This is a genomic window from Helicobacter pullorum NCTC 12824 (genome assembly GCF_017979475.1).
Taxonomy (GTDB): Bacteria; Campylobacterota; Campylobacteria; order Campylobacterales; family Helicobacteraceae; genus Helicobacter_D; species Helicobacter_D pullorum.
Window position 1 is genome coordinate 13,290 of record NZ_JAERIT010000011.1, and the last position, 15,406, is coordinate 28,695.

Here is a 15,406-nt window from a genome sequence, read left to right on the forward strand (position 1 = left end):
TCCAAAATATCCTCACTCTACAATATCCAATTTTCTCGCTACAAAACCAAGTGTAATACCCTGCAAAAGCACAGAAATAAACACCATAAAAAACACCATATTAAAAATCATATGAGAATTTGTTAGTTTATACGCATAAGGATAAGTTGCCAAAATAATAGGCACCGCCCCTCTCAAACCAACCCATGAAATAAAAGCTTTTTCTTTGAAATTATATCTACTCTTAACCAATGAAGCAAATACGCTAATAGGACGAGCAATAAATATCAATACAAAAGAAAGTATCAAAGCCTGTATTGCAACACTAGGAAGCTCTGATGGAAAAACAAGCAATCCTAATACTAAAAACACAATAATCTGCATCATCCAAGCAATGGCATCATGGAATGAAATGATATGTGCTTTATTAGGGAAGGCAAATTTGTTTGTAACAATTCCAGCAATATAAATGCTTAAATAGCCATTCCCATTTAAAAGCGAAGAAAGTCCAAAAATCATAAAAAGCCATGCCACACTAATAAGAGGATAAAGCCCAGCTTGAGAAATATTAATGTATTGACAAATTTTAGGGAAAAGATACCCACAAATAATTCCAAGCAAACCTCCAATTGCAAATTGCATGATAAAATACAACAACCACTCACTCATTGAATTTGCCTCTGGCATAGTAATAAGCTGCAAAACAACAATGGTTAAGAAAATCGCCATAGGATCATTACTTCCAGATTCTAATTCCAAAAGCGGTCGAATATTATTTTTTAATTTAATTTTTTGAGAACGCAAAATCATAAAAACCGCTGCTGCATCGGTAGAAGAAACAACAGAGCCCAAAAGCAAAGATTCCAAAAAAGTAAAATCCAAAATCACATAAATAAAACACGCCATCACAAATGCAGTGATTAAAACTCCAATAGTTGCAAGCACGAACCCCTGTAATGCTACTGGCTTAACCTCTTCCCAAAAAGTATCCAAACCTCCACTATATAAAATAAAAATCAAAGCCATAGTGCCGATTGCTTGAGTTAATAATGCGTTATCAAATTCGATTCCACCAATCCCTTCACTTCCTAGAAGCATTCCAATCCCAAGAAATATAAGCAATAAAGGAATTCCAATTTTTTCTGAAATTTTACTTGCATAAACACTAATAAATAAGATTACTCCGATAATAACAATGTAGAAATTAAAATTTGCAACGATTTGGGCAATTGTCATTCCATATTCCTTGAGATTAAATTTTTACACGCGACTGCAAAGCTCGTATAATAGAAAGCTGGTCGATATTTTCTAAACTCACTCCTGTTGGCACTCCCTGTGCAATTTTGGTAAATTGCAAATCCAAATGGCTAAGTTTATCCTCCAAATATAGCATCAAACTATCACTACTCAAAGAAGGACTTAATGCAAAAATAATTTCCCTAATATTATTTTTGATGATTTTCCTTTCTAACGCTTTCATATCCAAAGTTTCTAAGGAAGTAATCACGAAATATTTACCATTAAACTCTCCGCTTTCTTCAAGCAAAAAAATCTCTTTGGGGCTTGCGATAATGCAAAGCTCACCATTATTTCGCATAGAATTAGAACAAATCTCACAAATTGGCTCTTTGCTAATCCCAAAGCATTCTTCACAAATCCGCAATTCTTGCATACAAGATTCAATATTGTGAGCAATTTGCAAGGCACTTAATTTATCTTCAAAAGCCAAAAAATAAGCAAGACGCATAGCAGATTTTTTTCCGATGCTTGGAAGCTTTTCTAAAGATTCTACAAGTTTTGCAAAACTTTCTGGAATAGATTTCATTAAAATGCCTTGGATTTTATTTGGATATTTTTACAAACTGCTTTTAGTTGATTCTATCTAAGGATTATTTAATAACTAATAAAAGTATTATTAGATACAATAAAGATAAAAAAACAATCAATTTATAGGAGCTTTTTTTGGAAGAATTTGACTATTATGAAATATTAGAATTACAACGCAATGCAAGTGGAGATGAAATCAAAAAAGCCTACCGCAAAATGGCTTTAAAATATCACCCAGATAGGAATCCAGACGACAAAGAAGCAGAAGAAATGTTTAAAAAAGTCAATGAAGCCTATCAAATTTTAAGCGACAAAGAAAAACGACAAATCTATGATACTTATGGCAAAAAAGGCTTAGAGAGTAGCGGCTTTGGGTTTGGTGATATGGAAGGTAGCATTTTTGATATTTTTAATTCTGTTTTTGGTGGAGGATTTGGCGGATTTGGACAAAGAACCAAAAAGAATGAAAAATATTCGCGTGATTTGGGCATAGAAGTAGAATTGACTTTCCAAGAAGCTGTATTTGGCTGCAAAAAAGAAATAGAAATTATTTATAAAAAATCTTGTGAATCTTGCAAAGGAACGGGAGCTAAGGAAGGCAAAGTAACTACTTGTAGTGCCTGCAAAGGAAGTGGAAGAGAAACTTTCTCACAAGGCTTTATGACTTTTGCACAAACTTGCTCTAAATGCCATGGTAGCGGACAAATGATAGCAGAAAACTGCGATAAATGCCACGGCAAGGGCTACAAAGAGGAAAAAGAAAAGTTTGAAGTAAATATCCCTGAAGGTGTAGATAGCCACAATCAAATTCGCGTAGCAAAACATGGAAATATTATGCCCGATGGAACAAGGGGAGATTTATACATTGAAATCTTTGTGCAAGAAGATGAACATTTTATTCGCCATCACAATGATATTTACCTAGAAATTCCTGTATTTTTCACGCTTGTAATGCTTGGAGGAACAATCAAGATTCCAGCCCTTACAAAAGAATTAGAGCTAAAAATTCCAATAGGTGTCAAAGATAAACAACAATTTGTTTTTCATGGTGAAGGTGTAAAAAGTGTCAATGGCAACAAAAGAGGCAATTTCATCGCTGTTGTTAATATCACCTATCCAACCAAACTTGATGAAAAACAAAAAATACTTCTTAATCAACTACACGAATCTTTTGGGTATGAAGAGGCAAAACCCATTAATTGCCTAGAAGGATTAGTAGATAAAATCAAAAATTGGTTCAAATAATCCAAAAATAGGGGGAAATTGATTTGGAATCAATAAAAAAATCTCTAATTATTATTGCAATTGATATTCTTATCTTTGCGCTTTTATATACTTTTTTGCCCTTTGAGAGAAATGCAAACATCGGGATTTGCATTTTGATTTTTGTGGGGATTTTGTGGATTACAGAAGCTACCCATACTGCCATTACTGCATTGTGCGTGCCCTTTTTGGCAGTAATCTTTGGCTTAGAAAATACCTCTAGTGCATTAAAAACTTTTGCTGATCCGGTGATATTCCTGTTTTTTGGAGGTTTTGCGATTGCTAGTGCATTGCATATTCAAGCACTAGATCGTTTCATTGCAAATTATCTCATTTACTTAGCAAAAGGCAAAATGAGCTTAGCTATTATCCTGCTCTTTTGTGTTACTGCCCTTCTTTCAATGTGGATTAGCAACACTGCCACTGCTGCTATTATGCTACCTTTGGCACTTGGTATTCTATCTAATCTCAAAATAGACAAAGACCGCAATACTTTTGTGTTTGTGCTTTTGGGTGTGGCATATAGTGCAAGTATCGGAGGCTTTGGAACTTTGGTTGGAAGCCCACCAAATGCAATTGCAGCTGCATATTTGCAAATGAACTTTTTTGATTGGATGAAGCTTGGAATACCATTTATGCTAATTATGTTACCTAGCTGCATTATTATTTTGTATTTACTTTTGAAGCCTAATTTAAACACTCAATTTAGCATAGAATTAGAAAACACACAATGGAATCACAAAAAAACCATTACCCTAATCATTTTTGCCCTCACTGCACTTGCATGGATATTGAGTGCAAAAATCAGTTCTCTTTTGGGGGGTATTGATGATTTAGACACCATTATTGCCCTTGCTTGTGCCATTGCTATTGGGGTTACCAAAGTAGCCACTTGGAAAGATATTCAAAACAATACAGATTGGGGTGTTTTGTGGCTTTTTGGTGGGGGATTAGCTTTGAGTGCGATTTTAAAAGATTCTGGAGCTAGTGCGGTTTTGGCAAATGGTGTAGCACAAATCTTTGGCAATAGCCATTGGCTAATTATCATTATTGTAGTAGCCTTTTTCATCATTGCTCTAACCGAATTTACAAGCAACACAGCAAGTGCTGCCCTACTTGTGCCGATTTTTGGAGTAGTTGGCGAAGCTATTGGAATGCCAGAACATATCTTGCCACTTGTAATTGGATTTGGTGCAAGTTGTGCTTTTATGCTACCTGTGGCAACTCCACCTAATGCAATTGTGTATGGAACAGGCTATGTCAAACAAATAGAAATGATGAAATATGGCGTATGGGTTAATTTATTTTCAATTGTTTTAATTACGATATTTGCTTCTTTGGTTTGGTGAGTTTTAAGAAACTTTTTACGCATTATTTGAAAGAATAAAAGCAATGCAGATTCAAGAATGGAAAAACCCATTCTTGATTACATAACACTCAAAACGCCCAAAACAATGCTTACAAGACAGCCTGCCAAAATTGTCCCATATTGAATATTTCTATTTTTCTTAGAGTTAAAAAGAGTAATCATCAATCCAGAGAGGTAAAGCAAAACCATCGTAATACCAAAACCAATGGCTAAAACATTAAAATACCATTTAGCTTTTGCCTTGTGCAACATAATCATATCCCCAATCAACGAACGCTTAGTAGTGTTAATAGTCCATTGATTCTCCCCACTTTGTGCGATACTTGCAGAATAATGTGTGCCACCAATACTCAATGCACCACTCTTATTAGGTTTTGGCTCTGTTTTTGCAGGTAGAGGCAAATTATTTTCTTCTAAATACTTCAACATTGCATCAATTTCTCCGCCCTTAGGAATCTCCGCATTGAGGATATAAGTGTTTTTTGTCGCTCCGCTATCTTGGTCAAATCCACTAATATATAAAACACCCGTGAGTGCATACATCAAAGCAACCGGCAAGAAAAACAAGCTAAGATAGATGTGAAGATTGCGAAATTGTTTTGTCATCAAAAACTCCTTTATACAAACAAAATTGAAGGTTTGAATTATATTTAAAAAATGTGAATATAATGTTAAGTAAAAATAATCTTTTATTTGATAGAATCCAAAAACCCTTAAAATAATAGGAAAACTTATGCGTTATTTATTATTCTTGTTTTTATTAAACTTCTCTCTTTTTGCGGCTGATACTTATAGCAATAATGCATTTGCTATCAATGGGGAAGTAAAATACAAAAATTTCAAGCATTTTGATTATGTCAATCCTAATGCCCAAAAAGGTGGGCATATCAAAGAATATGCAATTGGGACTTTTGATAGCTTTTATGACTTTTTGCTAAAAGGCACGAGTGCGCAAGGTTTGCATCTTATCTATGATACTTTAATGGTGCGTTCTTATGATGAGCCAAGCAGTCAATATGGATTAGTAGCCAAACAAATCCAAAGAGCAAAAGACAATACTTTTGTAATCTTCCATTTAAATGAAAATGCTCGTTTTCATGATGGCAAGGAAATTACTGCCTTTGATGTGGAATTTAGCTTTAACACTCTTGCTAGAGGGGAAAATCCCTCCATGGCGCGCTATTATGCTGACATCAAAGAAGCTATTGTGGTTGATAAATATACCATTCGCTTTAATTTCAAAGATTCCAACAATCGCGAATTAGCCCTGATTTTAGGGGATTTACCAATTCTTCCCAAACATTATTATGAAGGGATAGATTTTCATTCAAACTCACTTAGAATCCCGCTAGGAAGCGGTCCATATAAACTTGAATCATTTGATGCTGGACGCAGTGTTACCTACAAAAGAGTAGAAAATTACTGGGCAAAGGATCACCCCACACGCATTGGACATTTCAATTTTGATAGAATCACTTTTGAATATTACAAAGATGATTCAGTAGCACTAGAGGCATTTAAAGCTGGAAAATATGATTACAGACAAGAGATGAGTGCGAAAAATTGGGCTTTGGGCTATGAAGGCAAAGCACTTAAAGAAGGTGAGATTATCAAGCAAGAAATTTTGCACTCTCTCTCTAGCGGAATGCAAGGCTTTGTTTTTAATCTACGCAAGGATTTCTTCAAAGATATTAAAACAAGGGAAGCTTTGGGACTTGCTTTTGATTTTGAATGGAGCAATAAGAATCTTTTTTACAATCAATATTCAAGAACTAAAAGCTTTTTTGACAATTCAGAATTCGCAAGCGTTGGAGTGCCTTTGGGCGAAGAATTAAAACTTCTAGAATCTTTTAAAAACAATCTCCCTCCAAAACTCTTCACACAAAGCTTTGAACTACCTACAACCACAGGCAATGGCAGCAATAGAGAAAATCTCAAAAAAGCACAAAACCTGCTCAAAGAAGCAGGATACACAATGAAAAATGGGAAGCTTTATAATCCAAACAATCAACCTTTTGTCTTTGAGCTTTTATTGGTTTCCCCAGCTATGCAAAGAGTGGCTGTTCCTTTTGCCAAAAATTTGCAATCTCTTGGAATTGAAATGAAAATTCGCCTTGTAGATGTCAGTCAATACATTAACCGCTTAAGGACTTTTGATTATGATATGATTGTGGCGGTTTTCCCTCAAAGTCTCTCACCGGGAAATGAACAAAGATTCTTTTGGGGATCAAGTGCTGCCAAAGCCGAGGGAAGCTATAATTATGCAGGCATAGAAAATCCTGTGGTAGATTCTTTGATTGAAAAAGTAATCAATGCTAAAAACTATCAAGAATTACTCATAACAACAAGAGCGCTTGATAGAGTACTTTTGTGGAATTATTATGTAATCCCTCATTTTCACACCAAAACCTTTAGGGTAGCTTTTTGGAATTTTTTAGAACATCCCAAAATTACCCCCATTTACAATGTTGGTTTTGAAACTTGGTGGGTTAATGAAGAAAAACTTTTGAAACTTCAAGAAAAATATCCTTCATTTAGACGCTAAGGAAGTTTTGTGGGAGCCTATATTTTCAAACGCCTCTTATTGATTATCCCAACTCTTCTTGGCATTATTACTTTAAATTTTTTCATTATCCAAGCAGCACCGGGAGGTCCGGTAGAGCAAATGATAGCCAAACTAGAATCACACAATCTACAAGGTGAAGTTTCTAGCGGAAGCACTTATAAAAATCAAGGTTTAGATGAGGCAACTATTGCTAAAATCAATGCACTTTATGGTTTTGACAAACCTCTTTTGGAGCGTTATTTTTTGATGTTAAAAAATTATATTGTTTTTGATTTTGGAGATAGCTTTTATAAAAATACCTCTGTTGTCAATCTCATCTTAGAAAAACTTCCGGTTTCTATTTCCCTTGGACTTTGGAGCACTTTACTAATCTATCTTATTTCAATTCCACTTGGCATCAAAAAAGCCATCTGCAATGGCACTCCCTTTGACAATCTTACAAGCACACTTATTATCATAGGCAATGCCATTCCCACTTTCCTCTTTGCTTTGATTTTAATCATCTTTTTTGCAGGAGGCACTTATTTTAGCTGGTTTCCTTTGCGAGGAATTGTGGGTGATAATTTTGAATCGCTTTCTTTGATGGAGAAAATCAAAGACTATTTTTGGCACATTACTTTGCCTGTCATTTCACTAAGCATTGGTGGCTTTGCAACCTTAACATTGCTTGCTAAAAACTCTTTTTTAGAAGAAATTTCCAAACAATATGTTAAGCTCGCCTTTGCTAAAGGTTTGAGCGAAAAACAAGTCCTTTATCGCCATATTTTCCGCAATGCAATGTTGCTAATTATCTCTTCTATTCCTGCTGCTTTATTAGGAATTTTTCTTATGGGTTCATTATTGATAGAAATTATCTTTTCATTAGATGGTTTAGGATTATTAGGCTATGAATCCATTATCACTCGTGATTATCCTGTAATTTTTGGGACTTTGTATATTTTTACACTTTTTGGATTGATTGCAACTCTCATTAGCGATTTGCTTTATACTTTAATTGATCCAAGAATCCATTTTCAAAAGGCATAATATGGGATTTTTCACAACTCGACATTACACAGCCTTCAAAAAAAACAAAAAAGCATTTTATTCTTTATGGATATTTTTGGGTATTTTTCTTGTCAGTTTAAGTGCGGAATTTATCGCTAATGACAAACCTTTGTATATACGCTATGACAACAAAAATTATTTTCCTATTTTCAAAAACTATCCAGAAACTACTTTTGGCGGAGATTTTGAAAGTGATGCAAACTACAACGATCCTTATTTGCAAGATTTAATCCGCCAAAAAGGCTTTTTTATTATGCCTCTTATCCCTTATTCTTATGATACTATTATCTACAACCTACCCTCTCCCGCCCCCACTCCACCTACTCTATCTAATTGGCTAGGGACAGATGATTTGGGAAGAGACATTGTAGCACGCCTACTTTATGGCTTACAAACTTCTATCCTCTTTGCGATTATTTTGACTTTTTTTAGTTCTATCATTGGATTTTTAGTTGGAGCAATTTGTGGGTATTTTGGAGGCAAGGTAGATTTATTTGGACAGAGGCTTATAGAAATATGGAGCGGAATGCCGATTTTATTTATTCTTATTATTTTTGCAAGCTTATTGCAACCAACATTTTGGACAATCCTTTTGATTGTTTTACTTTTTTCTTGGATTGCACTCGTGCCTTTTATAAGGGCTGAATTTTTAAAAGTGAGGAATTTAGAATACATTAAAGCAGCAAAAATGCTTGGGGTTGGTCATTGGCGAATCATCTTCTATCACATTTTGCCAAACGCCCTTATAGCAATGCTAACTTATCTACCTTTTATTTTATGTGGAAGCATTACTACTCTAGCATCTTTAGATTTTCTTGGGCTTGGATTGCCTCCACCTAGTGCAAGTTTGGGCGAGATTCTCTCTCAAGGCAAAAACAACCTTAATGCCCCTTGGCTTGGGTTGAGTGGATTTTTTATTTTAAGTATTTTGCTTTGTTTGTTGGTTTTTATTGGTGAGGGCTTAAGAGATGCCCTAAGGAGCGAAAATGACAATTCTTAAAGTAGAATCTCTAAGCTTAAAACTTGCAAATTTCTGCCTTGAAAATATTTCTTTTGAATTACCAAAAGGCGAGATTCTAGGAATTGTTGGAGAATCAGGAAGCGGAAAATCTATGCTTGGCAATGCTATTTTGCAACTTCTTCCAAATATCCAACACCAAAGCGGAACAATTGATTTTCTAGGGCAAAATCTCTTAAATCTCTCCCAAAAGCAAATGCAAAAAATTCGTGGCAAAGAAATTAGCTATATCTTTCAAGAACCACTTAGCGCATTAAATCCTCTACACAAAATCAAAAAACAAATCACTGAGGCTATTTTAATCCACAATCCCACTTGCCCCAAAGATACACTCCAAAAACGAATTTTAGAACTGCTAGAAAATGTTTCTCTTCCCCCAAAAGTGCTTGATTCTTATCCACATGAACTAAGCGGGGGACAAAGACAGCGAATCTGCATTGCTATTGCCCTTGCAAATTCTCCAAAAATCCTTATTGCCGATGAACCAACCACCGCTTTAGATTCTACAACCCAACAGCAAATCCTTGAACTTTTGCAATTCTTGCAAAAAAAACTCCACTTAAGTATTTTGTTTATTAGCCACGACCTCTTGGCTGTCTCTAAGCTCTGCAAAAAAATCCTTGTCCTAAAAAAGGGCAAGATTATAGAAAGCGGGGATACAAGCTCTATTTTTAATAGTCCCAAAAATCCTTATACTAAGCTCTTAGTAGAATCGCTAACCTTCCATTACAACACGCAAAAAAATTTTGGCAAAACAATTATGGAAGTGGAAAATCTTGGGGTATCTTACATTGTCAAAAAAAATTTTTGGGGTAAAGCATTAGAAAAATTTGAAGCCCTAAAACCCCTTAGTTTTCAACTCAAAGAAGGCGAAAATTTAGGCATTATTGGTGAATCTGGCAGCGGCAAAACTTCTCTAGGGAATGCCATTTGCCGCTTAATAGAATCTAATGGCACAATTAAGCTCTTAGGACAAGATTTTTTTAGCCTCAAAGGAGAATCTTTGAGAGATTTTAGAAAGAATATTCAAATGATTTTTCAAGATCCTTTTAGCTCACTCAACCCCAAAATGACAATTTCCCAGATTCTAAAAGAAGGACTATTAGCCCACAAGATTCCAAACTATCAAACAAAAATCACTCAAGCTCTTTTAGATGTCAGCTTAGATGAAAGCTTCTTAGAACGCTATCCAAATGAGTTAAGCGGAGGACAAAGACAGCGAATAAGCATTGCTAGAAGCCTCGTCCTAAAACCCAAAATTTTATTGCTTGATGAGCCCACAAGTGCATTAGACAAAAATACGCAAAAACAAATTTTGGAATTGCTTTTGAGACTTGCTAAACAATACCATTTAAGCTATATTTGCATTAGCCACGATTTAAGCGTGATTGCAAGTTTATGTCAAAGTGTAATTGTCCTAAAAAAGGGAGAAATTTTAGAAAGAGGCGATACTCAAGAAGTTTTTGCAAATCCCAAAAATGCTTATGTCAAAAAACTTTTGGAGGCAAGTGGAATTTGAAACAAAAATTGATTAAAAAAATTTTTATGATAGGACTAATATCCAGCCTTGCTGTGCTGCATCTTTATTCTTTTGTTTTCACACCCATAACCCAACGCGTTATTCTAAAAAATATTTATGCACCCGCTGTATTTAGCGTATATTCCAAAGATAATGGAATGCTATATTGTCAGCTCTATGGAGTGGCATCAGCAAGTAAAGATTTCAAAAGAGATTGCCAAATCACACCAAAAGCCATTAAGGAAATGCGGCATTTTGCAATGAATTATGTGAGAAATAAAATTTTTTTGGAGCAACAATACACCATACATTACCAAAATGGTTGGTGCTTTTTGCAAAATGGAGGAAATCTCTTTAATGAAGAAATTATCAAAGATGGATATGGGGTGGTGCAATATTTTGACACTAGCCAGCCAGAAATAATTGAAAAACTAGAAATTTTAGAAAATCTTGCAAGAAGTCAAAAAAGGGGCTTATGGAAAGAATGGAATCAAGAAATGGAATGCCTCAAAAGCACTCTAAGGCAAATTGCACAAGAATCCCAAAAATAGGAATTTTACTTTAGCTCTCCCCAATTCTCGCCTATGCTAATAGTGCATTTTAAAGGGACTTTCAAAGTTGTGATATTTTCCATAATCTTTGCAATTTCCTCGGATTCTTTTTTTGCTATCTCTTTGGGTGCTTCAAAAATCAGCTCATCATGCACTTGCAATAATAGCTTAGATTCTAAATTAGCCTTTGTAATAGCATTCATTGCCATTTTAATAATATCTGCTGCACTCCCTTGAAAAATCGCATTGATTCCCTCCCTCAAAAAAGCCGCTTTTTGATACTCTTGCACTCCCTCAAAATCAAATTTCCTCATTCTTCCAAGCAATGTTTTAGAATATCCATTCTCCAAAATAAACTCTTCTTGATTCTTCAAAAACTCCTTAACTGTCGGAAATGAAGTAAAATAATTTTGGATATAAGTTTTTGCCTCTTGAAAAGTAATTTTCAATGTTTCTGAAAGCTTTTTTGGACCCATTCCATAAATCAAACCAAAATTGATACTTTTTGCAATTGCGCGTTTTTCTTGTGCCATATCTTCACCAAAAATCTTTTTGGCAGTTTCCAAATGAATATCTGCATCTTTCAAAAAAGCTTCAATCATGGCTTCATCTTCTGAAAAATGCGCCAAAAGACGCAATTCAATTTGCGAGTAATCTAAGCTAACAAGAAGGTGATTTTCTTTTGCGATAAATCCCCTCCTTATACGTCTCCCTTGTGCTGTTTTGACTGGAATATTTTGCAAATTTGGATTTTTAGAGCTCAAACGCCCAGTGCTCGTTCCTGTTTGCATAAAAGAAGTGTAGATTCTATGTTGCAAATCCGCTTTTGCATGCTCGCTCAAAGGCTCAATGTAAGTGCTATAAAGCTTAAAAAATTCCCTATATTCAAGAATCTTTGGAATAATTGGATGCGTATCATAAAGCGAATTTAAAACCGATTCAGAGGTGCTAAAGCCGGATTTTGTTTTTTTGCCTGCTTGCAAATTAAGCTCTTCAAAAAGTATCGTTGCAAGCTGTTGAGGCGAATTGAGATTAAATCGCTTATTAGCTAAAGCAAAAACTTCTTCAGAGATTTGATGCAACCTCTCTCTTGATTCCAAAATCAATTCTTGAAAAAACTCCAAATCAATCTTAATGCCTATCAATTCCATATTCATTAAACTTTGGATGAATGGAAATTCTACATTTTTAGCAATCTCCATCAACCTTTCATCCACTAATCCCTTAAGCTTAAAATACAGCTGGTAGCAAGCCGCTGCATCTTCACTTGCATATTCGCAAGCATATTGAATCAAAATTTGAGAAAAATTTTCTTTTTTATGCACAATATCCTTATAATGTATCATCTCATGATTAAAATATTTTTTCATCAAAAAATCCAAATTGCACAATGCGTCACTTTGCAAAAGCCACGCCAAAAGCATACTATCTCGGATTTTGGAAAAATCTTGCAAAACAAAATCAAAATTAGTCTTTAAAATTTCAAGGTCGTATTTAAGATTATGCCCAATCACATATTTACAGCCAAAAATATATTCAATAAATTCTTTAGCACATTCATAACTAACCTGCTCTTCAACTCCCAAATAATTGTGAGCAATAGGGACATAATAAGAATCCACTCCATTGACACTAAAGGAAAATCCAACAATCTTTGCACTCCTTACTTCCAAAGAAGTCGTTTCAGTATCAAAAGAAAAAATATCTTCTGGCGTAAATGTGGATAAAAGTTCTCTTAATTTTTCATCAGTATTAATCAAATGGGATTTATAAATAAATTGTTTTTCCTGCGTATTTTCTTGCATACTCTGTTTTTGGACTATTTTCTTTTTGGTAATGGGATTTTTATGGAGTTTTTTTAAAATGCTATTTAAATCATAGTGTTTTAGCGAATCTAAAATATTCAACAATGGGCAATCTTGAGGCATTTCACATTTGCTCAAATCAAAATCTCCCAATAAATCATCTCTCAATCGCACAAGCTCTCTACTGCGATAGGCATCTTCTTTGGAAGCAAGCAATAATTCTCTTATGCGCTTTTGCGGGATTTTTTCAATGTTTTCATAGATTCCATCTAAAGTTTGATAAGCCCCCAATAAACTCGCTGCACCTTTTGCACCCACACCTTTGACACCCGGGACATTATCAACACTATCTCCAACGATACTTTGATAATCCACAAACTGGCTAGGACTAACCCCATATTTTTCTATACATTCCTCTTCCCTAATCTCCTCTTTTTTGGAAGGATTAAACAAAAAGGTATCTCTATCAATAAGCTGATAAAGATCTTTATCGTGGCTAATAATTCTTACATTAACTTTTAATTGATTAGCTTGTTTATTGATAGAGGCAATCACATCATCTGCCTCATATCCTTCAATGCTAATATTTTTAAACCCCATATCTTCAACCCATTTAATCGCCACTTCAAGTTGGAGCTTCAAATCTTGTGGCATTTCTGGGCGATTTGCCTTATAAAGAGGATCAATTTGTTTGCGGAAATTTTCGCCTTTGGAATCCAAGGCAAAAACCAAATAATCCTTAGGATAATCTCTATGAAGTTGCATAATTAGCTTTGCAAATCCCGTCAAAAGACCAGTGGGAAACCCCTCATGATTTTTGAGTGGCGGTAATGCAAAATAACTACGAAATAAAAATCCAAAAGTATCAATAATCGTTAAAGTTCTCATATTTCTCCAAAAATTAATTATCCTTTGATTTGCAAACGCTTTTTCTTAATGTAAATATTGATAGATTCAACCCCCAAAGAAAACGCCATAGCAAAATAAATATAACCTTTGGAAATATGAAACTCTAAGCCCTCAGCCACCAAAGTAACTCCCACCAAAATCAAAAATGCTAATGCCAAAATCTTTATAGTAGGATTCTCATCTACAAATTCTGAAATGCTTTTACTTGCTATCATCATTACGCCAACAGCAACAATTACCGCAATCATCATAATCTCGATATTGCTTACCATACCAACTGCTGTAATTACAGAATCCAATGAAAATACAATATCTAAAATAGCAATTTGAATAAGCACACTAAAAAACCCTCTCTTTGCACCTTCTTTTAGTATATCTTCATCACTTTTTTCCCCAGCATTATCAATATCATGATGAATCTCCAATGTGGATTTTGCTATCAAAAACAATCCCCCCAAAATCAAAATAATATCTCGTCCAGAAATCTCTTGAGAAAACACACTAAATAATGGGGTAGTTAGTTTCATAATCCAAAACAAAGAAAGCAACAACAATAAACGCGTAATCATTGCCAAACTCAAACCAAAGATTCTAGCTTTCTGTCTTTGTTCTTTTGGAAGCCTACCAACCAAAATCGCAATAAAAATAATATTGTCAATCCCAAGCACTATTTCTAGCCCAATTAAAGTCGCTAAGGCTATCCACATCTCAGCACTAAAAATCCATTCAAACATTTACTATTCCTTTATTAATTTTATGATGCAAAATCAAACTTCCAAAGCTTTTGTTGAGTCCTAAATAACTTTTCTTAAGTTATTCTTCGCTCAACAAACAAATGCTACATTAAAATTTTGGGCGTTATTATACTCAATGTTTTCTAAATTTTTAAATTTTACAAAAGCATTAATTAGCACTCAAAAATAAGTTTTAGATACTCTATACATTTCTAAATCTCAAATTTATATGCCATTATATTGTTTTATAATCTAATTTTACAAAACTACAAAATCAAGCTTTCTCTGCTACCAATCTTCATGGCAACAAAGCCAAAGTCATACAAAAACCAAATCACTGGCATTTTGGACAAACACCAAGCAAAGCTATAGAAGTATCCTTGACTTTATAATAAGTTTGCTCTTCACATTCTTTTTTAAGTCTTTCAATAGAATTATCAAAATGTATATCCATAATACTTCCGCATTTCTCGCAAATAAGATGTATATGAGGTTGTTTGACAAGCTCATAGCGTTGTTTTTGGTTGGGAAGTTTAACTTCATCGACAATATGAGCCTCTTGCATAGAAGTAAGATTTTTATAAATTGTTGCTAGGGAAATTGAAGGATGAATCTCTTTGATATTTTCATAAATTTCTTCAATACTAATATGCCCACTTTTTTTGATTTCTTTCAAAATTGCAACGCGTTGTGGAGTGATTTTTAAATTATTTTGCTTCAAAACTTCTTCAAACATCAATAAATTCCTTTAAATATTTTAACTCCCAAAAACTATAAGAGCCTCTAAACACTCAAGATTCTATACATTTTTCAAAACAG

Annotated in this window: 13 protein-coding genes; 7 read left to right on the forward strand and 6 right to left on the reverse strand. The window is 34.3% G+C overall.

Features of this window, described 5'->3' with window-relative positions; translation table 11 throughout:
* Window positions 1-12: 12 nt before the first annotated feature.
* A complete protein-coding gene (locus tag JJQ98_RS07580; RefSeq protein ID WP_179853921.1) occupies window positions 13-1,215 on the reverse strand; it encodes a potassium/proton antiporter in 1,203 nt (400 codons plus the stop codon).
* 16 nt (window positions 1,216-1,231) lie between these two features.
* Window positions 1,232-1,804 carry a recombination mediator RecR gene (recR, locus tag JJQ98_RS07585; RefSeq protein ID WP_005023439.1) on the reverse strand — a complete coding sequence of 191 codons (573 nt, stop codon included), beginning with the start codon at window positions 1,802-1,804 and terminating at the stop codon, window positions 1,232-1,234.
* A 137-nt stretch (window positions 1,805-1,941) separates the two neighbouring features.
* On the opposite strand from recR, the gene dnaJ reads away from it, so the two are divergent.
* Both dnaJ and JJQ98_RS07595 read left to right on the forward strand, forming a co-directional pair.
* On the forward strand, window positions 1,942-3,051 hold the full coding sequence (gene dnaJ / locus JJQ98_RS07590; RefSeq protein ID WP_151105151.1) for a molecular chaperone DnaJ: 1,110 nt from the start codon (window positions 1,942-1,944) through the stop codon (window positions 3,049-3,051).
* Between the two features lie 23 nt (window positions 3,052-3,074).
* A complete protein-coding gene (locus JJQ98_RS07595) occupies window positions 3,075-4,418 on the forward strand; it encodes an SLC13 family permease (protein ID WP_151105150.1) in 1,344 nt (447 codons plus the stop codon).
* A 77-nt stretch (window positions 4,419-4,495) separates the two neighbouring features.
* Here JJQ98_RS07595 and JJQ98_RS07600 read toward each other — a convergent pair whose 3' ends face one another.
* The gene (locus tag JJQ98_RS07600; protein ID WP_065830701.1) at window positions 4,496-5,044 is read right to left on the reverse strand and encodes a hypothetical protein; all 549 of its coding nucleotides are present in this window, start codon (window positions 5,042-5,044) and stop codon (window positions 4,496-4,498) included.
* A gap of 127 nt (window positions 5,045-5,171) precedes the next feature.
* Between JJQ98_RS07600 and JJQ98_RS07605 the strand changes: the two genes are divergently transcribed.
* From JJQ98_RS07605 to JJQ98_RS07625, 5 genes are read left to right on the forward strand one after another with little or no spacing between them, the layout of a single operon-like run.
* On the forward strand, window positions 5,172-6,983 hold the full coding sequence (locus tag JJQ98_RS07605) for an extracellular solute-binding protein (protein WP_054195813.1): 1,812 nt from the start codon (window positions 5,172-5,174) through the stop codon (window positions 6,981-6,983).
* A 9-nt stretch (window positions 6,984-6,992) separates the two neighbouring features.
* Window positions 6,993-8,030, forward strand: coding sequence for a microcin C ABC transporter permease YejB (locus JJQ98_RS07610; RefSeq protein ID WP_005023449.1), 1,038 nt, complete (start codon window positions 6,993-6,995; stop codon window positions 8,028-8,030).
* A gap of 1 nt (window position 8,031) precedes the next feature.
* On the forward strand, window positions 8,032-9,051 hold the full coding sequence (locus JJQ98_RS07615) for an ABC transporter permease (RefSeq protein ID WP_151105149.1): 1,020 nt from the start codon (window positions 8,032-8,034) through the stop codon (window positions 9,049-9,051).
* Window positions 9,038-10,588, forward strand: a complete 1,551-nt coding sequence (locus JJQ98_RS07620) for a dipeptide ABC transporter ATP-binding protein (protein WP_151105148.1) — start codon at window positions 9,038-9,040, stop codon at window positions 10,586-10,588. Before JJQ98_RS07615 ends, JJQ98_RS07620 begins: the two co-directional genes overlap by 14 nt.
* Window positions 10,585-11,139, forward strand: coding sequence for a thermonuclease family protein (locus tag JJQ98_RS07625; RefSeq protein ID WP_238320782.1), 555 nt, complete (start codon window positions 10,585-10,587; stop codon window positions 11,137-11,139). The genes JJQ98_RS07620 and JJQ98_RS07625 overlap by 4 nt, the downstream gene beginning before the upstream one ends.
* A 5-nt stretch (window positions 11,140-11,144) precedes the next feature.
* Here the strand turns inward: JJQ98_RS07625 and polA are convergent, their stop codons facing one another.
* The 3 genes from polA to JJQ98_RS07640 form a co-directional block, all read right to left on the reverse strand.
* A complete protein-coding gene (polA, locus tag JJQ98_RS07630) occupies window positions 11,145-13,832 on the reverse strand; it encodes a DNA polymerase I (RefSeq protein WP_151105147.1) in 2,688 nt (895 codons plus the stop codon).
* A gap of 17 nt (window positions 13,833-13,849) precedes the next feature.
* The gene (locus JJQ98_RS07635; protein WP_005023460.1) at window positions 13,850-14,587 is read right to left on the reverse strand and encodes a TerC family protein; all 738 of its coding nucleotides are present in this window, start codon (window positions 14,585-14,587) and stop codon (window positions 13,850-13,852) included.
* 334 nt (window positions 14,588-14,921) lie between these two features.
* Window positions 14,922-15,323 carry a Fur family transcriptional regulator gene (locus tag JJQ98_RS07640; RefSeq protein ID WP_151105146.1) on the reverse strand — a complete coding sequence of 134 codons (402 nt, stop codon included), beginning with the start codon at window positions 15,321-15,323 and terminating at the stop codon, window positions 14,922-14,924.
* Between the last annotated feature and the right edge of the window lie 83 nt (window positions 15,324-15,406).

Excerpts from the sequence above, each read along its gene's own strand:
- JJQ98_RS07620 (WP_151105148.1), top strand. The coding sequence starts at position 9,038 with ATGACAATTCTTAAAGTAGAATCTCTAAGCTTAAAACTTGCAAATTTC.
- polA (WP_151105147.1), bottom strand. The coding sequence starts at position 13,832 with ATGAGAACTTTAACGATTATTGATACTTTTGGATTTTTATTTCGTAGT.
- JJQ98_RS07640 (WP_151105146.1), bottom strand. The coding sequence starts at position 15,323 with ATGTTTGAAGAAGTTTTGAAGCAAAATAATTTAAAAATCACTCCACAA.
- recR (WP_005023439.1), bottom strand. The coding sequence starts at position 1,804 with ATGAAATCTATTCCAGAAAGTTTTGCAAAACTTGTAGAATCTTTAGAA.
- JJQ98_RS07580 (WP_179853921.1), bottom strand. The coding sequence starts at position 1,215 with ATGACAATTGCCCAAATCGTTGCAAATTTTAATTTCTACATTGTTATT.
- JJQ98_RS07615 (WP_151105149.1), top strand. The coding sequence starts at position 8,032 with ATGGGATTTTTCACAACTCGACATTACACAGCCTTCAAAAAAAACAAA.
- JJQ98_RS07635 (WP_005023460.1), bottom strand. The coding sequence starts at position 14,587 with ATGTTTGAATGGATTTTTAGTGCTGAGATGTGGATAGCCTTAGCGACT.
- JJQ98_RS07600 (WP_065830701.1), bottom strand. The coding sequence starts at position 5,044 with ATGACAAAACAATTTCGCAATCTTCACATCTATCTTAGCTTGTTTTTC.
- JJQ98_RS07605 (WP_054195813.1), top strand. The coding sequence starts at position 5,172 with ATGCGTTATTTATTATTCTTGTTTTTATTAAACTTCTCTCTTTTTGCG.